This is a genomic window from Streptomyces sp. OR43 (assembly GCF_008042275.1).
Lineage (GTDB): Bacteria > Actinomycetota > Actinomycetes > Streptomycetales > Streptomycetaceae > Streptomyces.
The window spans coordinates 676,939-696,457 of record NZ_RDBK01000043.1; the positions used below are offsets into that span (position 1 = coordinate 676,939).

The following is a 19,519-nucleotide window of genomic DNA, read 5'->3' on the forward strand; positions in this document are numbered from 1 at the left end:
CTACCGGCCCCTCCCGGCCCACCGCCCGGCCCTTCACCCCCGCCGGCGGGGGTGAAGGGCCGGGCGGTGGGCCGGGAGGGGCCGGTAGGGCCTGCGAGGGGCCCTGTGGGGCCGGAGGGACCGGCCGGCCGGGGCCCGAAGGGCTCCCATTCCTGGTCGCTCATGCCGTGATCCCCCTCTCTTCGAGTGCGAGCTTCATGGAGCGCAGTGCGTAGAAGACCCGGGACCGCACCGTGCCACTGGGGATGCCGAGCACCTCGGCCGCCTCGTTGACCGTGCGGCCCTTGAAGTAGGTCTCGACCAATGCTTCCCGGTGGGCCGGGGTCAAATCGTCGAGCGCGTCGGAGAGCGTCATCAGCCACAGCGCCTTGTCGATCTCGTCCTCCGCGGGAATGACCTCCAGTGGCGACGGGTCGACCTCGTGCGGCCGGGCCTGCCGGCTGCGGTGGCCATCGATGACGATGCGCCGGGCGACCGTCACCAGCCAGGGCCGGACGGAACCGGTGGCCCTGTTGAGCGAACCGGCGTTCTTCCAGGCACGGATGAGCGTTTCCTGCACCACGTCCTCGGCGCGCTGGCGGTCGCCGGCGACGAGGCGGAGTACGTACGCGAGCAGGGGTCCGGCGTGTTCGCGGTAGAGCGCCCGCATCAACTCCTCGTCGGGGACGTCGGAGGGTGACGGGGGCGGCCCACTGCGATGCCGGGCCCTGTGCGGACGGTCATCGGCCACGGCCGCATCCTTGCGCACCCGAACCTCCCGGTCGAGACCTGTCGAGCTCCTTGGCCATCGATACGGGGATGCGGGGCGAACCATTCAACGCGCGTCCAAGATTCTTTGGAACGGCCTTACGGACCGGGGGGCTTCGCGGTCCGCGAGGAGGCCATGCGGACCGGGGGCGTCGCGGTCCGCGAGGCCCGCCCTACGCACCCGGGGCGTCGCGGTCCGCGAGGCCCGCCCTACGCACCCGGGGCGTCGCGGTCCACGAGGCCCGCCCTACGCACCCGGGGCGTCGCGGTCCGCGGAGCCGGCGGCCGGCTCGGTGTGGCGCCTGCGGTGCCGGGCGACCCGTTCGCGGTTGCCGCAGACCTCGCTGGAGCACCAGCGACGGCGCCGGCCGCGTGAGGTGTCCAGGTAGACGCGGCGGCAGTGGTCGCCCTCGCAGCGGCGCAGGCCGGCCAGGGCGGTCGGATCAGTGAGGAGTTCCACGGCGTCCCGCGCCACCGCGGCCAGCAGCGCGCCGCAGCCGGGCTCGGCGCTCAGGCCGCGGACCAGGGCGCCGTTCCCGGCGCGCACGGCGCACAGGCCGGGCGGTGCGCCGGCCGCGAGCGCGTTGACGCGCTCCAGCGCGCCGTCGGCTCCCCGCCCGCCGAGCTGCGCGGTCAGCAGCCGGTCGACGGCGCTCCTCAGCTGCCGGAACCGCACGAGCCACTCGTCGTCCACGCCGTCGAGCCGGGTGCCCCGGGGTACGGCCCCGGCGGCCACCAGCCAGGCGGCGAGCCCTTCTGGCCGCTCCAGCGGGTCGGCGGTGCCCGGGTTTCCGGCGCCCGTCGCGACCAGGTCGAGGCAGAGCCGTCCGGAGTCGAACCGCCAGTCGTACGAGCCCTTGCGCGTCGCCATGCGCATGCCCCCGCTTCGGGTCCGGTCGCCGTCCCCACCAGAGTGCCCCGCTCGGCTCCCGGCCGTAACCCCTGGCGCGCGGGCCGCGGCAACTCCCCTCATACGATGGGCCGATGAGCGACCAGCCGCGCAGTGCCCCCCTCCGGTCCGGTTCCCTGGTGCTGCGCCCGTGGCTGCCGGGCGACCTCCCGGCCCTGCTCGACGCGTACCGCGACCCGGCGATCCAGGCGGGGTCGCGCGCCCCGGTGGAGGACGAGGCGGCGGCGGAGCGCTGGCTGCGGGACCAGGAGGAGGGCCGGGAGTCCGGGCTGCGTCACAGCTTCGCCGTGGTGGACACGGTGCTCGGGACCGGCCCGGTCGGCAACGTCGTCCTCGTGTGCCCCGCGCCCGGCTCGGACCGGGCCGAGGTCGGCTACTGGACGGCGGCTCCCGCCCGCGGTCGCGGCATCGCCCCGCAGGCGCTCGAAGCGCTGACGGAATGGGCGTTCACGGTGTTCGCCGACGACGGGCTCGTCGCGCTGGAACTGCTGCACCGGGCGGACAACGAGGCGTCGTGCCGGGTGGCGGAGAAGGCCGGGTACGGCTTCACGGAGACGCTGCCCGCACATCTGCGGTGGCCGCGGGAGGGCCACCGCCACGAGCGGCGGTCCGCCTGACCCGCCCGCCTCACCAGGACCCGGGCCGGACCACCGCCACGCGCCGCGGACAGCCCGACCCCGTCCACCGCACCAGGCCGCGCCCCGGGCCACCCCCACAAGCACAAGCCACAAGCCGCGAGCCGCCAGCCGCCCGACCCGGCAGCCTCAGCGGGCTCCGGCCCCCGGCCCCGCCGGCGCCCCGGTCACCGGGCCGTCGTGCAGGACGCGCTGGAAGAGCCGGTGGTCGCGCCACGCGCCGTCGATGTGGAGATAGCCCGGGGCCAGCCCGATCCGCTCGAAGCCGCACTTGGCGAGCACCCGCTGCGACGCCTCGTTGTACGGCAGCGTGGCGGCCTCGATCCGGTGCAACCGCAGCTCGTCCCGGGCCAGTTCGCAGATCAGCCGCACCGCGGCGGTGGCCAGCCCGCGCCCCGCGAAGTCCACGTCCACCCAGTAGCCGAGGGCGGCGCTGCAAAACGGCCCGAGCACCACGCCGTTGAGCGTGAACGTGCCGATCGCCCGGTCCTGCGCGTCGCAGAGCACCCAGGGCATCGCGCGTCCCGCGGCGCGGTCCGCCAGCGCGACGGCCAGCCGCTCGCGCTGTCCCTCCTCGGTGTAGAAGGCATCGGGCCGCACCGGCTCCCAGGGCCGCATGTACGTGCGGCTGCGGGTCAGCGATGCGGCGAGAGGACCCGCGTCGGCGAGGACCAGGGGCCGGAGCCGTACCTCGGCGTCGAGCCGGTGTGCTTCCACGGTCATCCCCGCACCGTATCCCGGCACGCCAAGGCGCTCACGTGGAGCCGGGCCCCGTCGGCGGTCTGCCCCGTTGGACGCCCGCGAAGGCAACTGCGCGCCTGAACCATGGAGCGGGCGGGACCACGCCACTTGACTGGCTCCATGACAACCAGCGGGCCCGACCGGCCGATCTCCGCCCTCCACCATCTCGTCCTCGGTGCCGCCGCCGTCGCCACCGGCCTGATGGCGGGCACCTTCTACGTCTTCTCGTGCGCGGTCATGCCCGCGCTCGGCCGCAGCGACGACCGGACCTTCGTCGAGGTGATGCAGAACATCAACGACGTCATCGAGAACCCGGTCTTCTTCGCCGGCTTCCTCGGCGCGCTGTTCCTCACCGCGGCCGCCGCCTGGCAGCAGCGCCGATCCCCCGTTCCGCGCCGGTGGATCCTCGCCGCGCTCGTCGTGTACGCCGTTGCCTTCCTGCTCACCTCGGGCGTCAACGTGCCGCTCAACGACGAGCTGGCGCGGGCCGGGAACCCGGCACGCATCGCCGACCCGGCCGCCGTGCGCGACCGGTTCGAGGACGCGTGGGTCGCCTGGAACGCCGTACGGGCGGTCCTGTGCACCGCCGCGCTCGCGCTCCTGCTGCGGGCCACGTACCTGATGGGGCGCCGGCGCCCTCAGGAGTCCGCGTACTTGGCGTCGGACGCGGGGTCCAGGGCCAGCCGGTAGCCGCGCTTGACGACCGTCTGGATCAGCCGGGGCACCCCGAGCGCGGTGCGCAGCCGGGCCATCGCCGTCTCCACCGCGTGCTCGTCCGTGCCACTGCCGGGCAGGGCGCGCAGCAGGTCGGCGCGGGCCACCACCCAGCCGGGCCTGCGGGCCAGGGTGTGCAGCAGCGCCATGCCGGCGGGCGGTACCGCGCGCAGTTCGTCGTCGACCAGGACGGCGTGGCCGCGGATCTCGACCCGGTGGCCGGCGACCGGCAGGATCCGCGCCCGGGCGGGCAGTTCGCGGCAGATGAGCTGGACGAGCGGGCCCAGCCGGAAGCGCTCCGGCTGGGCGGTGGCGATGCCGCGGTCCTGCAGCGGGAGAGCGGTGACCGGTCCGACGCAGGCCGAGAGGACGTCGCCCTGCAGGACGGCCGTCAGCTCGTTCAGCAGGCCGCGCTCCCCGGCCCTGCGCAGCAGGGAGACCGCTGCCGGGGCGCTGGTGAAGGTGAGCGCGTCCAGGCCGCCCGCCACGGTGATGTCGATGAGCCGGTCGAGGGGGGCGATGTCCTCGGGCGGCATCCAGCGGTAGACGGGCACGCCGACGACCTCGCCGCCGGCCGCGCGCAGTGACTCGACGAAGCCGGGGAGGGGTTCGCCGTGCAGCTGGAGGGCGATGCGCCGGCCCTCGACTCCTTCCTCCAGGAGCCGCTCCAGTACCTCGGCCATGGACTCGGACGCCGGTGACCAGGTCTCGGTCAGCCCGGCGGCGCGGACCGCGCCCTTGACCTTGGGGCCCCGGGCCAGGAGTTCGACCCCGCGCAGGGTGTCCAGCAGCTGTTCGCCGATGCCCCAGCCGTCGGCGGCCTCGATCCAGCCGCGGAAGCCGATCGCCGTCGTCGCGACGACCACGTCCGGGACGGTGTCGAGGAGTTCCTTGGTGGCGGCGAGCAGTTCGCTGTCGTCGGCGAGCGGCACGATCCGCAGGGCGGGCGCGTGCACCACGGTGGCACCCCGCCGCCGCAGCAGGGTGCCGAGTTCGTCCGCCCGGCGCGCGGCGGTGACACCGACCGTGAAACCCGCGAGGGGCCCGTGCTGTGCGTCGTCGTGCATATGGTCTACCCGGCTCTCGTCCCGCTGCTGCTCAATGGTGCGGAGGTCCGAGCCTGCCAACGAAGCGTGACAGGCTCGGTTCACCCGTATTTCCCGCCCGTTACGTCACCCGACATGTCAGGGCCGGCCCAAGGTCATCATCACACTTCGGCGTAGCTGAGCTGGGGCTTCGCCGGGACGGCCGTGGTCCGGCGAAGGTATACCGCCCAGGTGAGCGCGAAGCACACGCCGTAGAAGGCGAGGAAGGACCAGAAGGCCGCCGTTCCGACCCCCGAGGTCTGGAAGGACTGCCGGAAGGCGAGGTTGATGGCGAGGCCGCCGAGCGCCCCGACCGCGCCGATGAGTCCCATCGCCGCCCCGGACAGCCGCCGCCCCTGAGCCGCCGCTTCTTCGCCGCGCAGTCCCTGGGCGATCGCCTTGGCGTGGAAGATGCCCGGGATCATCTTGAACGTCGATCCGTTGCCGAGCCCCGTGAGGACGAACAGCGCGGTGAAGCCGATCAGGAACACGGTGAGCGATTCGATGCCGGAGGCGTAGACGACGATGCCGGTCGCCACGGCCATCGCGGCGTAGTTCGCCAGGGTGATCCGGGCGCCGCCGTACCGGTCGGCCAGCCGGCCGCCGACCGGCCTGATCAGCGAGCCCAGCAGCGGGCCGACGAAGGTGAGCGAGGCGGCCTGCAGCGGGGTCCGGCCGAACTGGGTCTGCAGGACGAGCCCGAAGGCGAAGCTGTAGCCGATGAAGGAGCCGAAGGTGCCGATGTAGAGCACCGACATGATCCAGGTGTGCGGATCGCGTGCGGCGTCCTTCGCGGCCCCGGTGTCGTTCTGCACGGGCGTCAGGTTGTCCATGTACCGCGCGGCGCACAGCCCGGCGACGACGATCAGCGGAATGTACGCGCCGAGCACGATCCGGGGGTGCGTGGCGCCCGCGGTCCCGATCACGAGAAGCCCGATGAGCTGCACGACGGGCACGCCGACGTTGCCGCCGCCCGCGTTCAGTCCGAGCGCCCAGCCCTTCTTGCGCAGCGGGAAGAAGGCGTTGATGTTCGTCATCGAGGAGGCGAAGTTGCCGCCGCCGATGCCGGTCAGCGCGGCCACGGCCATGAAGGTGGTGTACGAGGTCCCCGGCTCCATCACCACGAAGGCGGCGACCGTCGGCACCAGCAGGGTGAACGCGCTGAACACGGTCCAGTTCCGGCCGCCGAACCTGGCCACGGCGAAGGTGTACGGAATCCGCGCGAGGGCCCCGACCAGCGTCGCGGTGGAGATCAGGAAGAACTTCCCGGCCGGGTCCACCCCGTACTCCGGCCCCATGAACAGGACCATCACCGACCACAGGGTCCAGATGGAGAACCCGATGTGCTCGGAGAGTACGGAGAACCAGAGGTTCCGGCGGGCGATCGGCTCGCCCTTCTCCTTCCAGAACGTCTCGTCCTCGGGTTCCCAGTGCTCGATCCAACGGCCAGCCATCACGCGCCTCCACGGGTGGTCGGGGTGTTGTCCCCGACGCTAGAGAGCGCGCGTTTCGGTGTGGTGCCGCGAGGTGACCGGTGCGCAACCTTGCTCTCACCGGGCCGGTCCCGGCCCGGTGAGACCGCGGTTCAGCGCCGGCGCGGGCCGGCCGGTGAGGCCTCGGGCCGGGCCCGCTCACGCGACTTCTTCACACCGTTCGGCCACAGGCGCGGCCGGCGTTTGGCGGCGACGTCCTCCAGCCAGCCGACGGTGACGATCATGATCCCTATCAACGGCCAGACGAGAAGGAACATGAGAACGGTGTACGCGCTCTCTATCTGCGTGCCGAAGTGGGCGTCGACGAACGGGATGTTCCAGAGCTGGTCCAGTATCGGTATCGTCGCCATGATCAGCAGGTTGTGCCAGAGGTAGATCGTCACCGCCCGGTTGTTGGCGAGGGTCACCAGGGGGTCCCAGGCCGCGAGCCTGCCGGGCAGTTGCTGCCACGAAGGGGCGTACTGGAGCAGGATCACGCAGAAACCGAACGACCAGGTGGCCTGGGCGAGCGGAATGTCGTTGAGGTCCCAGCCGTCGGCCGTGAGGTGCCCCGAGGCCCACCACAGCCCGAAGGCCATCACTATCGCGGAGAGCGACACCACCAGATAGCGCGGCACCTTCTCGAACAGCCCGTCGTTGTGGGCGAACCCGAGGATCCAGCAGGAGCCGAACATGGCGAAGTCCACGAGCGCGTTGCCCGTCTCGCCGGGGATCGTGACCAGGCCGGAGCCGATCACCGCGGTGAGCCCGATGGGGGCGAGCATCGTCGCCCACGGCAGCCTGCGGAACGCCTTCAGCAGCAGCGGCGAGGCCAGCACGAACCAGAGGTAGGCGCGGATGTACCAGAGAGGACCCGCCGCCTGCACCGCCCAGGTGTCCTCCAGGAGGCCTGCCTTGTCGCCGCTGAGCCAGGGGTAGGGAGGGGCTCCGACCGGGAAGATGTAGCAGCCCAGCTTCAGGAACCACCAGATGCCCTCCTCCCGCACCGGTTTCCAGGTCAGGAGGAACATCATCGGCACGACGACAGCCGAGAAGGCCCACATCGGGGGCAGCAGACGGCGGATGCGGCCACGGATGACGCCCCAGGCCGGACGGGCCAGGGAGCGGGCCATCAGCGACCCCGCCAGGGCGAACATGACGCCCATGGAAGGGAAGAGGACGGTCAGCCAGGCCCAGCCGAAGATGTGGTAGACGACGACCCGGACCAGGGCGATCGAACGCAGCAGGTCGAGATAGCGGTCGCGGCCCGGCTTCTTGGCGGGCGGCGCGGCTTCGGGCTCCGGCGCGGGCGCCACCGGAACGGGGGCCTGCGTCCAGGGTGCGGGTCCGGGCTGTGCGGCCCACGCCCCCCGGCCGGGCGGCAGCTGCGTCCCGGCCTGCGGCTGGACCGGGAACGGCACCGTGTGCGGCTCCGGCGGCTGCTGGTGCGGGTACGCAGAGGGGTGGCTGGGATGGGTCATGCGACGGGCCTCCGGTCGGTGCTGGGCCGGCCCTGGCTCGGCATCGAACCGGGCGCCTCCACGACCCCGGTGCGGCGGAGCTTCTGCCACCGCAGCCGGCCGCCGGTGAGCGCGGTGATCCAGGACTGGAGCAGCACCACGTACATGAGCTGGCGGTAGAGGACCTGCTGGAGGGGCAGCGAGAGCAGATGGGTCATGCGCTCCCGGTCGAGCCGGAAGGCGTACGCGGCGCAGACGGCCTGCACCGCGAGGACACCGAGCCAGGCGACCACCGTCTGCCCGGTCGGGCCGAAGACGAGCCCGTACAGCAGGAAGACGTCGATGAGCGGGGCGAGCAGCGGCGCGACGACCATGAACAGGGCGACGAACGGCAGCCCGACGCGTCCGAAGCGGCCGGACGGGCCGCGCTCGATCACCGCGCGGCGGTGCTTCCAGATGGCCTGCATCGTGCCGTACGACCACCGGTAGCGCTGTGACCAGAGCTGCTGCACGGACTCCGGCGCCTCGGTCCAGGCACGGGCGTTCTCCGCGTACACGACGCGCCAGCCGTCCCGGTGCAGGGCCATCGTGACGTCGGTGTCCTCGGCGAGGGTGTCCTCGCTCATGCCGCCGATCCGGTTCAGCGCCTCGCGGCGGAACGCCCCGACCGCGCCGGGGATCGTGGGCATGCAGCCCAGCATGTCGTACATCCGGCGGTCGAGGTTGAAGCCCATCACGTACTCGATGTGCTGCCAGGCGCCGATCAGTGAGTCGCGGTTGCCGACCTTGGCGTTGCCCGCGACGGCCCCGACCCGGGGGTCGGCGAAGGGCTGCACCAGCTCGCGGACGGTGGACGGCTCGAAGACCGTGTCGCCGTCCATCATCACGATGATGTCGTAGCGGGCGTGCGCGATGCCGTTGTTCAGGGCGGCGGGCTTTCCGGCATTGCGCTGGCGCACCACCCGGACACCCGGCAGCCGCATCCGGTCGACGAGGTCCGCGGTGCCGTCCGTGGAGCCGTCGTCGATGACGATGACCTCCAGCGGGTAGTCGCTCGCCACCAGGGAGCGGACCGTGTTGGCGATGCACTTGCTCTCGTTGTACGCGGGCACCAGGACGGACACGGGGCGGGTGAGCGGATCGCCCCAGCTGAAGTCCTTCTTGCGGACCCGGCGGGCGTGAGCGAAGGACAGCAGCAGCATCAGGCCGAAGCGGGCCAGGACCAGCACCCCGATGACGGCGAGGCCGACGACCAGGACGTCGGTGATGTGCTCCGAGACCTCGACGGCGGAGACGAACGCCTTGCCCTTCCAGAGCGCGTACCCGGTGACGGGCGTGTGCGCGCTGGGGGCGCCGAGGGCGTCGGTGAGGTTGGTGAACTCGTACCCCTTCTCCTGCATCTTGGGCAGGAAGTGGCCGAGGGCGGCCACCGTCTGGGACCGGTCCCCGCCGGAGTCGTGCATGAGGACGATGGCGCCCTTGCCGTGCTTCGGGGTGGCGTTCCTGGAGATCACGCCGACCCCCGGCCGCTTCCAGTCCTCGCTGTCGGTGTTGTTGACGACGGTGAGGTAGCCGCGGCTGCCGACGTACTGGGTGACCGGCCAGGACTTGTCGTCCATGGCGTCGGCGAACGAGGAGTACGGCGGCCGGAACAGGGAGGTGCGGATGCCGGCCGCGCCCGCGAGCGCCAGCTGGTTCTGCGACAGCTCCCAGTCGATGCGTCCGGTGGACTGGTAGGAGAGGTCGGGGTGGTTGAACGTGTGCAGCCCGACCTCGTGTCCCTCCTTGACCATGCGCTCCACCAGATCGGGGTAGCGGGAGGCCATGGTGCCGGTGACGAAGAAGACGCCGTGCGCGTCGTACTCCTTCAGCTTGTCCAGCACCCGGGGGGTCCACACCGGGTCCGGGCCGTCGTCGAAGGTCAGCACGATGCGGTGGTCGGGGATGCGCAGCGTCTTCGCGGGTTCGGTGGTGCTGCGCGCGTCGATGACGGGGCCGCCCTCCAGCACCTGCTCGGGCACCCGGTCGGTGGCCGCCGGCGGCTGGATCCGGTGGTCGGCGAGAATTTCGCTGTGCACGTAGCCGCGCAGCATCAACATGGCGAGCAGGGCAACGAGGAAGAGGAACGGCAGCATGTAGCGCATGGGGAGTCTGCGCCGCCGGCTCTGCTTCTTACGGTGGTTCCTGACCCGCGGGGCGGGTGTGGTCATCTAGCTGGCGCCTTCTTGCTCTTGCACAGGGGGATCAGGTGTGGTGACCGGCGGAGTGACGGGGTCCGCGCCGGGGTCCGTGGACGGTGGTGTCGGATCGGCGCTCGGTGTCCCGGACGCCGCGGTCGTCGCGGAGGCGGACGTCCCGTCGGCCGGCACACCGCCGGCGGTGCTCGCCCCCGCGGCGGTGCCCTGCGCGGACGGTTCGGTGCGGGCCGAGGCGGAGGATCCGGTGCCGGGCACCGAGGAGCCGCCGGCCCCGACGGCGCCGCCCGGGGCTGCCGCGCTCCCTCCGGTCTGCGGGACGGTGGACGGCGAGACGCCGGAGGTCGCGCCCGGTGTGACCGCGGCTCCCGGGGTCGCACCCTCGGTGGCCGGCGTGCGGACCTCTTCCGTCTTCTGGTGTTCCTCCTGGCCGGACAGCGGCAGGAAGGGGGCGGTGGAGTTGCCTCCGAGCAGGGCCACGACGAGTGTCACGGCGTAACCGACAAAGATCGCGGCCAGGACCCAGCCGAGCCGCCGGAGCGACTTGCTGCGCCGGCCGCTCTCGTCGACGAAGACCGGGCCGTCGGAGCCCTCCGGAGCGGTGGGTTCCGGGAGCAGCTCGGAGAGCTGCCGTCCCAGTCCGTCGAGCTGAATGGTGACTTCGTTGGGCTCGTGGGTGTGTCCCGCACGGGCACCTTCACGCCAAGTTTCCACTGATGTACGCACTTCCCCCACTCAGGATCGGGTGCGCGCAACTGACCGTCTGTGCGTCGCCGGACCGGGCCCCCACCCTGTCCCACGCGCCCCCTACCACAGTGCACCCGGGCCATGAATGTAGCGCACGCCGACGACACTCCGACCCCACGGACGGGTGTTGTTCATCATGAGAGATACATCTGTTTTCGAACCGTGGTGCGGGCCCTGCCCCGGACGGGCCGACCCGCCCCGGGCATGGGAGCGCGGTGCATGACACACGCCGGGGGCGCACGCCCCCTGGGCGCCGACCGCGGTCCCGCACCCCGTCGGGCCGCAAAAAACGAGGACCCCGCTGCCGGTGGCAGCGGGGTCCTCGTTCACATGGGAATTGTGGAGATGGCGGGAATCGAACCCGCGTCCAACGGTGCGGAACCAGGGCTTCTCCGAGTGCAGTTCGCTACGCTTTTCTCGGCCCCGGAGGTCACACGAACAAGCCTCCGACAGGCCCAGCCACTGTTTGATTTCCTTCCAGGCCCCGTGACCGGGCTTAGAAGTTTAGATCCCTTAGTGATGCCAGGATCCGGGTCGGGATCACCCCCGGGCTGACACTCCGCAGAGTCTTCGCTTAGCTGCTAATTAGGCAGCGAGGGCGAAGGCGGAGGAATCGCGCTTGGAATTGGCGATTATTGTTTGCGACATATGGTTTACGAGATCATTGCCGCTTCCTCGACTCGCTTCCCCTGCTTCGACATCCGCTGTCGAAACCGATCATCCCCATGTTGATTTTTCAAAGGTGGTGCACACCCCGTGGGGTGCAGTGCCATCGTACGTGACCAACGCACGACGATGCCAGCGTATTCCTGCCGCACCGGCCGGCAGCCACTGGCGCGGTGCGCTCAGGCGCTCCGCTGACGGCGGCGGGCCGCCGAGATCGCCCGGTTCGTCTCCCTCGCGTCCTGCTTCTCGCGCAGCGTCTGCCGCTTGTCGTACTCCTTCTTGCCCTTCGCCAGCGCGATCTCGACCTTGACCCGGCCGTTGGTGAAGTACAGGGCGAGCGGCACGATCGTGTGTCCGGTCTCCTGGGACTTCGACTCCAGCTTGTCGATCTCGGCCCGGTGCATCAGGAGCTTGCGCTTGCGCTTGGCGGAGTGGTTGGTCCAGGTCCCCTGGACGTACTCCGGGACGTGGATGTTGTGCAGCCACGCCTCGCCGCCGTCGATCTGCACGAAGCCGTCCACCAGGGAGGCCCGGCCCATGCGCAGCGATTTGACCTCGGTCCCCATCAGGACGAGCCCGCACTCGTAGGTGTCGAGGATGGTGTAGTCGTGGCGCGCCTTCTTGTTCTGCGCGACCATCTTGCGCCCGGTGTCTTTTTCCTTAGCCATAGTGCGGCCATTTTCGCACTACGACCCACCCCCGAGGCCACTCAATACCGTCTCGGCCCGCTCCTGGGCCCGCGCGCTCACCGCGAGGTCCGGTGTGATGCCCCGGCCGTCGACGCTACGGCCCGCCGGAGTGCTGTAGTGGCCCACGGTCAGCTCCGCCACGGAACCGCCCGCGAGCTTGCTCGGCATCTGGACGGATCCTTTGCCGAAGGTCCGCGAACCGACCGTGACGGCCCGGCCCCGGTCCTGCAGGGCACCGGTCAGGAGCTCGGCCGCACTCATGGTCCCGCCGTCGACGAGGACGACGAGAGGGCGCTCGGTGTCGCCCCCGGCCTCCGCGTACAGCGCGCGCTGCTCCCCGTGCACGTCGTACGTGGCGACCAGGCCCCCGTCCAGGAAGGCGGAGGCGGCGGTGACGGCCTCGGTGACGAGTCCACCGGAGTTGCCACGCAGGTCCAGCAGCACACCGGCACCCGCCGGGGCCTTCAGGACCGCGTCACGGACCGCGGTACCGGATCCCTTGGTGAACGAGTCCACCTCGATCAGCACAGCTGCGGAGGAATCGGAACGGTACGGTCCGAGCCGCCGCACCGAAACGGCCTCGGTGGTGAGCCGGGCCCGCCGCAGCGTCTCGGTCCGGGTGGCGGACCCCCGCTGGACGCCCAGCACCACGGTGCTCCCGACGGCGGCGCCGGTACGGTCGCCCCGCAGCAGGGCCACGACATCGGAGACCGCGCGCCTGTCGACCCGGTGGCCGTCCACGGTGCGCAGCAGATCTCCGGCGCGGATCCCGGCCCGCTCGGCGGGGCCGCCCCGCTGGACCCGGGTGACCGTGACCAGCCCGTCCGCGGAACGCCGGGCGGCGAGCCCGACGCCCGTGTACGAACCGTCGAGGGCCTGCTCGAACTCCTGGTACTCCCGCTCGTCGTAGACCGCGCCCCAGCGGTCCCCGCTGCGGCTGACGGCCTCCTCGGCCGCCTCCGTACCGGACTTGCCGTCGGCGACGGCCTCGGCCGCCGCGTCGGCCACGGCGTCGCGGTCGGCGGAACTGGCGACGGACCGGGTCTCTATCTCGGTGCTCCGCCCGTCCCCGCGCGGCAGCGCACCGGTGGCGGCCGCGGTGGCGAGCACGCTCGCGAAGACCAATGTCAGGGCCGCCCCGCGGCGGACGCCGCGGGACCCGAAACTGTTCTCAGGGCCCGGCATGGCGCCGAGTCTAGGACAACGCCCCGCCGGCGCACGGCCCGTTGGCCGCGCGCCCCACGGGGCGCATGTCACACCTTGAGGTACTTGCGCAGCGCGAAGAGCGCGGCAACCGCGGGCATCAGCAGGCCGATCGCCAGGACCAGCGGGAGCTTGGTGAGGACGGCGTCCCAGCCGATGAAGTCGATCAGGTTCAGCTTGTCCTGGAGGGCGAGTCCGCCGTCGATCAGGAAGTAGCGCCCGGCCAGCAGCATCACGCAGGCCAGTACGCCACCGATCAGGCCGGCGAACGCGGCCTCCATGATGAACGGCATCTGGATGTAGAAGCCGGAGGCCCCGACGAGCCGCATGATTCCCGTCTCGCGCCGTCGGCTGAACGCGGACACCCTGACCGTGTTGACGATCAGCATCAGGGCGATGACGAGCATCAGCGCCATCACGAAGAGCGCGGCGACGTTCATGCCGTTCATCAGGCCGAAGAGGTTGTCCAGGATGCTTCTCTGGTCCTGGACGGACTGCACCCCGTCACGCCCGGCGAAGGCGGTGGCGACGACCTTGTACTTCGTGGGGTCGTCGAGCTTGACGCGGAACGACTCCGGCATCTGGTCGGGCGTGATGTTGCCCGCCATCGGGGAGTCGCCGAACTCCTCCTGGTAGTGCTTGTACGCCTCGTCGGACGACTCGTAGATGACCGTGTCGACGACGTCCATCTTCTTGAGGTCGGCCTCGATGTCCTTCTTCTGCTGCGCGGTCACCGCACCCTTGGCGCACTGGACCACCGTCTCCGCGTCCCCCTTGCCACAGAGGTAGATGGAGACGTTGACCTTGTCGTACCAGTAGTCCTTCATCGTGCTGACCTGCTCGCGCATGAGCAGCGCGCCGCCGAACAGGGCAAGCGAGAGGGCGACGGAGACGACGACGGCGAAGGTCATCGTGAGGTTGCGACGGAGGCCGACGCCGATCTCCGACAGGACGAACTGGGCGCGCATGGCGTCCTTTCAGTGCTGGGTGCTCAGTGCTGGTAGCCGTAGACGCCGCGCGCCTGGTCGCGTACGAGACGGCCCTTTTCGAGCTCGATGACGCGTTTGCGCATCTGGTCGACGATGTTCTGGTCGTGGGTCGCCATGATCACGGTGGTGCCGGTCCGGTTGATCCGGTCCAGCAGCTTCATGATCCCGACCGAGGTCTGCGGGTCGAGGTTGCCGGTCGGCTCGTCCGCGATCAGCAGCATGGGCCGGTTGACGAAGGCCCGCGCGATCGCCACGCGCTGCTGCTCACCACCGGACAGCTCGCCGGGCATCCGGTCCTCCTTGCCGCCGAGACCGACGAGGTCGAGGACCTGCGGGACCGCCTTGCGGATCTCGCCGCGCGGCTTGCCGATCACTTCCTGGGCGAACGCCACGTTCTCCGCGACGGTCTTGTTGGGAAGGAGGCGGAAGTCCTGGAACACCGTGCCCAGCTGGCGGCGCATGTGCGGCACCTTCCAGTTGGACATGCGCGCGAGGTCCTTGCCGAGGACGTGGACCATGCCCTGGCTGGCGCGCTCCTCGCGGAGGATGAGACGCATGAAGGTGGACTTGCCGGAGCCGGAGGAGCCCACCAGGAAGACGAACTCGCCCTTCTCGATATCGAGAGACACATCCCGTAGAGCGGGACGGCTCTGCTTCGGGTAGGTCTTGGAGACGTTGTCGAATCGGATCACGGATGCACCACGGTCGGCCGGGAGTAGGTGTGCGTGACCATACGCGAACCCGGCTCACGCGTGCAGGCGCGCGTACCGGGATGGGTGATTTACGGTGAAACGGCATCGGTCCCGGCTCCGCCGCGAGCGGAACGGGCCGGGAGGTATCCGGTGGGCCGAGCCGAAACCCGTGCGAGCTGGCACAGTGGTAGGGGGAACGGTTGCGTTTCCGTGAGCGTTGTGCGGAGAGAAGGCTTGTGCGGCTCCGCCGCGCGGGAGGAGGAATGCGCATGACCTATGACCGACTGGTGTGCGCGAACTGCGCGGCGCCCGTGAACGAGGGGCGCTGCCCCGTGTGCCGGGCCAGCCGCGCGCGACTGGAGCAGCAGGAACAGGAGCAGGGACCGTTCGCCGGGCTCAGCCCGGCGATGCTGGTGGCCCTGATGGTGGTGCTGCTGGCCGCGCTGGCGCTGCTGGCGCACCAGACCGTGTAGTGCACCGGACCGTGTAGCGCACCCGCCTCGTTACCGCTCGCCCGCCCTTTGCCGGGCCGGCAGAAACGTTCGTCCAGAAACGTTCGTCCTCGTACGCGCAGACGCATGCAGGGGCCCCGGATGCCGATCGGCGTCCGGGGCCCCTGTGTGTGTACGTGTTCCGCTGCGGCCCGTCAGGCGGCGGTGCGGCCGTTCACCAGGCGCGGCAGGATCCGGAAGCCGATGCCTCCGGCGATCATCGTCGCGGCGCCGACCAGCAGGAACGTGGTCTCGGCGGCACCGGTCTCGGCGAGCTCGTCCTTGCCCTTGCCCTGCTCGGCCGGCTGGTTGCCGACCGAGTCGGTGTCGGTGTTGTCGGAGTCGACGCACTCGGCACCGTCGAGGGAGACGGTGCAGGTGCCGGTGTCTCCGGTGGAGCCACCGTTCGTCGCGGAACCGGTGGTCCCGTCGCCGCCACCAGCGGCGCTACCGCCACCAGCAGCCGCGTCACCACCACCGGCAGCCGCGTCACCACCGCCGGCGGCCGCGTCACCGCCACCAGCAGCCGCGGCGTCGCCACCGCCGGCAGCCGCGTCGCCACCACCGGCCACGTCGCCACCACCAGCAGCGTCACCACCACCGGCCACGTCACCGCCGCCGGCCGCATCGCCACCACCAGCAGCGTCACCACCACCGGCCACATCGCCGCCACCAGCAGCGTCACCACCACCGGCCACGTCACCGCCGCCGGCCACGTCACCACCACCAGCAACGTCGCCACCACCAGCAGCGTCACCACCGCCGGCCACATCGCCGCCACCAGCAGCGTCACCACCACCGGCCACGTCACCGCCGCCGGCCACGTCAGCGCCGCCGGCCACATCGCCGCCACCGGCCACGTCAGCGCCACCGGCCGCGTCGCCACCACCGTCGGCGTCACCCTCGCCGTTGATGCCGATGTTCAGACCGTCTTCGTTGGCCTCGGCGTTGATACCGATACCGGCGACATCGACACCGATGCCGACGGCCTGGGCCGCACCGGCGGCGGTCAGCGAGGCGCCTGCGGCAATGACCGCGCCCGCGGCTATCCGCGCGACGCGGACTCGCGTCTTCTTCGTCATGTGCTGCTACCCCCAGTAGCTGTTCTCGTCAATGGAGCAGCCATATGCGGGTCGCGGCCCAGCGGGGTTTGCTCCGAGCGCCGGCCCACGTCGCGCCGTGGCCATGCCGCCCGCCCCCGATCACACCCGTCCCGGACATACGCATGCTGCCCTAGCACCCTGTCCAGAGTTAAGGACTACGTCAAGGCCGTTCTGTACAATGTGCACCGGTTTGGCAAGAGTTGACCCTCATTCAGCACCACGACTGTGACGCACCCACCACGCCATCTACGCAACTCGTCCGGCCAACTCCCTTTTCCCTCAGGCCCGTTTCGGACGCCTGCCGGTCGCGCTGCGGCCATATCCGGTTCATCCGGAACGCTCACGATGCGGAGGTCCGGCCCACCCGACCCGTCCCGAACCCGGTGAACCCATGCAGAAGAGAACCGCCGCACTCTCCCTGACGCTCGCTGTCTCCGCCTTGCTGCCGGCGGCCCTGCCCGCGCAGGCGACGGCGGGCTCCTCCGGCTTTTACGCCACCAAGACCCCGTACGCGCCGCAGCAGAACCCGCGGTCGTACCAGCAGGCCCCGAAGGGCTTCGTTCCGGTGTTCACCGAGAACGTCTCGCGTCACGGCTCCCGGGCGGCGTCCGACAGCGAGGACGGTGACCTGATCCTGGCCCTGTGGGAGAAGGCGAGGAGCGAGGGGCAGCTGACCCGCGACGGCGAGCGGTTCGGCGGCGAGACGAAGTCCATGCTCGCCGCCATGGACGCGATCGGATACGGACAGCTCACCGGGCGCGGTGTGCGCGAGATCCAGGACACCGCCGCACGGCTTGAGAAGCGGCTTCCCGGGCTCTTCGAGCAGATCGCGGAGAACTCCGAGAAGATCAACGTCGTCAACTCCGGCAAGGACCGTGCCGTCGACAGCGGGAACCTGTTCGCCGAGGCCCTCGCCGCGAACGACCCGGCCCTGGCGCCCCTCATCACACCGGCCAGGACCGATGCCGACCTGCTCTACTTCCACAAGTCGGCCGGTGGCGCGGAGTACCGGGACTACGTCGAGAACGACGAGCGCCTCGCCGACACCCTGGACACGATCACCGACCAGCCGGCCTCGCACACCGCGGCCCGCAACGTACTGAAGAAGATCTTCAAGCCGGCCTTCGTCGCACGGATCGCGGCCGGCGAGTTCGGCTCGATCGCCACCGAGGTCGAAGCCGCGCAGGCGGTCTACGCGCTCTACAGCATCGCCCCGGCCATGGCCGACGAGGGCGACTGGCACATGAAGCGCTACCTCGCGCCCCGTGACGCGCGGTGGTTCGCCTACCTCAGCGACGCCGAGGACTTCTACGAGAAGGGGCCGGGCTTCGCCGACAGCGACATCACGTACAGGATGGCGAACGTTCTGCTCGACGACTTCTTCACGAAGATCGACGCCAAGCGGAACGGAACCAGCGACGCGGGCGCGGAGCTGCGCTTCACCCACGCGGAGGAGATCATCCCGCTGGCCGCGCTCATGGGTCTGCCCGGCAGCACGAAGGCCGTGTCGGAGGCCGAGCCGTACACGTACGCCGACAACCCGTGGCGCGGCGAGTCGGTGGCGTCCATGGCCACGAACATCCAGTGGGACCTGTTCCGGAAGGGGAACAAGTACCTGGTGCGGATGCTCTACAACGAGAAGCAGACCGCGTTCAAGAAGGGCTGCGACCCGGTGGCGAAGGGCAGCTACTTCTACGCGGTCGACGAACTGAAGCAGTGCCTGGGCCGCAGCGCGTCCTGACCCGGTAGGCGAGGAGGGGTGCGGGAGCCGTGGCTCCCGCACCCCTCCTCGCGTACGTCCCGGTCGGCGGGACTACTTCTCGCTCTGCTTGCGCCAGCGGATGCCGGCCTCGATGAAGCCGTCGATCTCGCCGTTGAAGACCGCTTCCGGGTTGCCCATCTCGAACTCCGTACGCAGGTCCTTGACCATCTGGTACGGGTGCAGGACGTACGAACGCATCTGGTTGCCCCAGGAGTTGCCGCCGTCGCCCTTGAGCGCGTTCATCTTGGCCTGCTCCTCCTGGCGGCGGCGCTCGAGGAGCTTCGCCTGGAGGACGTTCATCGCGGACGCCTTGTTCTGGATCTGCGAGCGCTCGTTCTGGCAGGAGACGACGATGCCGGTGGGCAGGTGGGTCAGGCGCACCGCGGAGTCCGTGGTGTTGACGCCCTGGCCGCCGGGGCCCGAGGAGCGGTACACGTCGACGCGGAGCTCGGACTCGTCGATCTCGACGTGGTCCGTCTGCTCGACGACGGGCAGCACCTCGACGCCCGCGAAGGACGTCTGGCGGCGGCCCTGGTTGTCGAACGGGGAGATGCGGACGAGCCGGTGGGTGCCCTGCTCGACGGAGAGCGTGCCATAGGCGTACGGCACCTCGACGGCGAAGGTGGTCGACTTGATGCCGGCCTCTTCCGCGTACGCCGTCTCGTAGACCTCGGTCTTGTAGTTGTGCCGCTCGGCCCAGCGGAGGTACATGCGCTGGAGCTTCTCGGCGAAGTCGGCGGCGTCGACGCCACCGGCCTCGGCGCGGATGGTGACCAGGGCCTCGCGCGCGTCGTACTCGCCGGAGAGGAGCGTGCGGACCTCCATCTCGTCCAGGGCCTTGCGGACGGACTCCAGCTCGGACTCGGCCTCGGCGAGCGCATCGGCGTCACCCTCGTCCTCGGCGAGCTCGAAGAGGACTTCGAGGTCGTCGATCCGGCCGCGCAGGGTCTCGGTCTTGCGGACCTCTGCCTGGAGGTGCGAAAGCTTGCTGGTGATCTTCTGCGCCGCCTCCGGGTCGTCCCACAGGGACGGAGCGGCAGCCTGCTCCTCGAGCACGGCGATGTCACCCCTCAGCGCATCCAGGTCCAGGACGGCCTCGATCGACCCCATGGTCGAGGAGAGGGACTTCAGCTCTTCGGAAATATCGACGACTGCCACGGGTCCAGCGTAACGGCTGTCGGCGCGGGCATTCCTCGGACCGCATGATCACGGCTCCCC

The 19,519-nt window shown here is 70.6% G+C and carries 18 protein-coding genes and 1 other RNA gene; 4 read left to right on the plus strand and 15 right to left on the minus strand.

Annotation, left to right across the window (positions count from 1 at the left end; genetic code table 11):
* Window positions 1–160: 160 nt before the first annotated feature.
* Both EAO72_RS21420 and EAO72_RS21425 read right to left on the minus strand, forming a co-directional pair.
* Window positions 161–748 carry a sigma-70 family RNA polymerase sigma factor gene (locus tag EAO72_RS21420; RefSeq protein WP_148018927.1) on the minus strand — a complete coding sequence of 196 codons (588 nt, stop codon included), beginning with the start codon at window positions 746–748 and terminating at the stop codon, window positions 161–163.
* A gap of 246 nt (window positions 749–994) precedes the next feature.
* Entirely contained in the window at window positions 995–1,618 is a 624-nt protein-coding gene (locus tag EAO72_RS21425) for a CGNR zinc finger domain-containing protein (RefSeq protein WP_148018928.1), read from the minus strand.
* Window positions 1,619–1,731: 113 nt separating this feature from the next.
* On the opposite strand from EAO72_RS21425, the gene EAO72_RS21430 reads away from it, so the two are divergent.
* Window positions 1,732–2,274, plus strand: coding sequence for a GNAT family N-acetyltransferase (locus EAO72_RS21430; RefSeq protein ID WP_148018929.1), 543 nt, complete (start codon window positions 1,732–1,734; stop codon window positions 2,272–2,274).
* Between the two features lie 147 nt (window positions 2,275–2,421).
* On the opposite strand, the gene EAO72_RS21435 is transcribed toward EAO72_RS21430, so the two are convergent.
* On the minus strand, window positions 2,422–3,015 hold the full coding sequence (locus tag EAO72_RS21435; protein WP_148018930.1) for a GNAT family N-acetyltransferase: 594 nt from the start codon (window positions 3,013–3,015) through the stop codon (window positions 2,422–2,424).
* 138 nt (window positions 3,016–3,153) lie between these two features.
* On the opposite strand from EAO72_RS21435, the gene EAO72_RS21440 reads away from it, so the two are divergent.
* Window positions 3,154–3,723 carry an anthrone oxygenase family protein gene (locus tag EAO72_RS21440; RefSeq protein ID WP_148018931.1) on the plus strand — a complete coding sequence of 190 codons (570 nt, stop codon included), beginning with the start codon at window positions 3,154–3,156 and terminating at the stop codon, window positions 3,721–3,723.
* On the opposite strand, the gene EAO72_RS21445 is transcribed toward EAO72_RS21440, so the two are convergent.
* The 10 genes from EAO72_RS21445 to ftsE form a co-directional block, all read right to left on the minus strand.
* The gene (locus EAO72_RS21445) at window positions 3,672–4,814 is read right to left on the minus strand and encodes a uroporphyrinogen-III synthase (protein ID WP_148018932.1); all 1,143 of its coding nucleotides are present in this window, start codon (window positions 4,812–4,814) and stop codon (window positions 3,672–3,674) included. The genes EAO72_RS21440 and EAO72_RS21445 overlap by 52 nt on opposite strands.
* Before the next feature lie 140 nt (window positions 4,815–4,954).
* Window positions 4,955–6,286, minus strand: coding sequence for a nitrate/nitrite transporter (locus EAO72_RS21450; protein WP_148018933.1), 1,332 nt, complete (start codon window positions 6,284–6,286; stop codon window positions 4,955–4,957).
* A 131-nt stretch (window positions 6,287–6,417) separates the two neighbouring features.
* Entirely contained in the window at window positions 6,418–7,785 is a 1,368-nt protein-coding gene (locus EAO72_RS21455; protein WP_261991593.1) for an acyltransferase family protein, read from the minus strand.
* Window positions 7,782–9,908 (minus strand): bifunctional polysaccharide deacetylase/glycosyltransferase family 2 protein, encoded by a 2,127-nt coding sequence (locus EAO72_RS21460; RefSeq protein WP_410090539.1) that lies wholly within the window; start codon window positions 9,906–9,908, stop codon window positions 7,782–7,784. The genes EAO72_RS21455 and EAO72_RS21460 overlap by 4 nt, the downstream gene beginning before the upstream one ends.
* A 66-nt stretch (window positions 9,909–9,974) precedes the next feature.
* Window positions 9,975–10,673 (minus strand): hypothetical protein, encoded by a 699-nt coding sequence (locus EAO72_RS21465; protein WP_148018935.1) that lies wholly within the window; start codon window positions 10,671–10,673, stop codon window positions 9,975–9,977.
* Between the two features lie 370 nt (window positions 10,674–11,043).
* Window positions 11,044–11,431: a transfer-messenger RNA gene (ssrA, locus tag EAO72_RS21470) on the minus strand.
* A gap of 120 nt (window positions 11,432–11,551) precedes the next feature.
* Entirely contained in the window at window positions 11,552–12,040 is a 489-nt protein-coding gene (gene smpB, locus EAO72_RS21475) for an SsrA-binding protein SmpB (protein WP_148018936.1), read from the minus strand.
* A gap of 18 nt (window positions 12,041–12,058) precedes the next feature.
* Window positions 12,059–13,246: a S41 family peptidase gene (locus EAO72_RS21480; RefSeq protein WP_148018937.1), complete on the minus strand. Its 1,188-nt coding sequence runs from the start codon at window positions 13,244–13,246 to the stop codon at window positions 12,059–12,061.
* A gap of 68 nt (window positions 13,247–13,314) precedes the next feature.
* Window positions 13,315–14,232 carry a permease-like cell division protein FtsX gene (ftsX, locus tag EAO72_RS21485; protein ID WP_148018938.1) on the minus strand — a complete coding sequence of 306 codons (918 nt, stop codon included), beginning with the start codon at window positions 14,230–14,232 and terminating at the stop codon, window positions 13,315–13,317.
* Window positions 14,233–14,255: 23 nt separating this feature from the next.
* Window positions 14,256–14,945 (minus strand): cell division ATP-binding protein FtsE, encoded by a 690-nt coding sequence (ftsE, locus tag EAO72_RS21490; RefSeq protein WP_148018939.1) that lies wholly within the window; start codon window positions 14,943–14,945, stop codon window positions 14,256–14,258.
* Window positions 14,946–15,214: 269 nt separating this feature from the next.
* Here ftsE and EAO72_RS21495 point away from each other — a divergent pair, with 269 nt between their 5' ends.
* Window positions 15,215–15,418 (plus strand): hypothetical protein, encoded by a 204-nt coding sequence (locus EAO72_RS21495; RefSeq protein WP_136330037.1) that lies wholly within the window; start codon window positions 15,215–15,217, stop codon window positions 15,416–15,418.
* 173 nt (window positions 15,419–15,591) lie between these two features.
* Here the strand turns inward: EAO72_RS21495 and EAO72_RS42100 are convergent, their stop codons facing one another.
* Entirely contained in the window at window positions 15,592–16,518 is a 927-nt protein-coding gene (locus EAO72_RS42100) for a hypothetical protein (protein ID WP_187285163.1), read from the minus strand.
* A gap of 412 nt (window positions 16,519–16,930) precedes the next feature.
* Between EAO72_RS42100 and EAO72_RS21505 the strand changes: the two genes are divergently transcribed.
* A complete protein-coding gene (locus EAO72_RS21505; protein WP_148018940.1) occupies window positions 16,931–18,280 on the plus strand; it encodes a histidine-type phosphatase in 1,350 nt (449 codons plus the stop codon).
* A gap of 72 nt (window positions 18,281–18,352) precedes the next feature.
* Here the strand turns inward: EAO72_RS21505 and prfB are convergent, their stop codons facing one another.
* The gene (gene prfB / locus EAO72_RS21510) at window positions 18,353–19,459 is read right to left on the minus strand and encodes a peptide chain release factor 2 (protein WP_148018941.1); all 1,107 of its coding nucleotides are present in this window, start codon (window positions 19,457–19,459) and stop codon (window positions 18,353–18,355) included.
* Between the last annotated feature and the right edge of the window lie 60 nt (window positions 19,460–19,519).

Bases quoted from the DNA above. Each gene is read 5' to 3' on its own strand.
- EAO72_RS21425 (WP_148018928.1), bottom strand. From the start codon at position 1,618: ATGGCGACGCGCAAGGGCTCGTACGACTGGCGGTTCGACTCCGGACGG.
- EAO72_RS21430 (WP_148018929.1), top strand. From the start codon at position 1,732: ATGAGCGACCAGCCGCGCAGTGCCCCCCTCCGGTCCGGTTCCCTGGTG.
- EAO72_RS21435 (WP_148018930.1), bottom strand. From the start codon at position 3,015: ATGACCGTGGAAGCACACCGGCTCGACGCCGAGGTACGGCTCCGGCCC.
- EAO72_RS21440 (WP_148018931.1), top strand. From the start codon at position 3,154: ATGACAACCAGCGGGCCCGACCGGCCGATCTCCGCCCTCCACCATCTC.
- EAO72_RS21445 (WP_148018932.1), bottom strand. From the start codon at position 4,814: ATGCACGACGACGCACAGCACGGGCCCCTCGCGGGTTTCACGGTCGGT.
- EAO72_RS21450 (WP_148018933.1), bottom strand. From the start codon at position 6,286: ATGGCTGGCCGTTGGATCGAGCACTGGGAACCCGAGGACGAGACGTTC.
- EAO72_RS21455 (WP_261991593.1), bottom strand. From the start codon at position 7,785: ATGACCCATCCCAGCCACCCCTCTGCGTACCCGCACCAGCAGCCGCCG.
- EAO72_RS21460 (WP_410090539.1), bottom strand. From the start codon at position 9,908: ATGCGCTACATGCTGCCGTTCCTCTTCCTCGTTGCCCTGCTCGCCATG.
- smpB (WP_148018936.1), bottom strand. From the start codon at position 12,040: ATGGCTAAGGAAAAAGACACCGGGCGCAAGATGGTCGCGCAGAACAAG.
- EAO72_RS21480 (WP_148018937.1), bottom strand. From the start codon at position 13,246: ATGCCGGGCCCTGAGAACAGTTTCGGGTCCCGCGGCGTCCGCCGCGGG.
- ftsX (WP_148018938.1), bottom strand. From the start codon at position 14,232: ATGCGCGCCCAGTTCGTCCTGTCGGAGATCGGCGTCGGCCTCCGTCGC.
- EAO72_RS21495 (WP_136330037.1), top strand. From the start codon at position 15,215: ATGACCTATGACCGACTGGTGTGCGCGAACTGCGCGGCGCCCGTGAAC.
- EAO72_RS42100 (WP_187285163.1), bottom strand. From the start codon at position 16,518: ATGACGAAGAAGACGCGAGTCCGCGTCGCGCGGATAGCCGCGGGCGCG.
- EAO72_RS21505 (WP_148018940.1), top strand. From the start codon at position 16,931: ATGCAGAAGAGAACCGCCGCACTCTCCCTGACGCTCGCTGTCTCCGCC.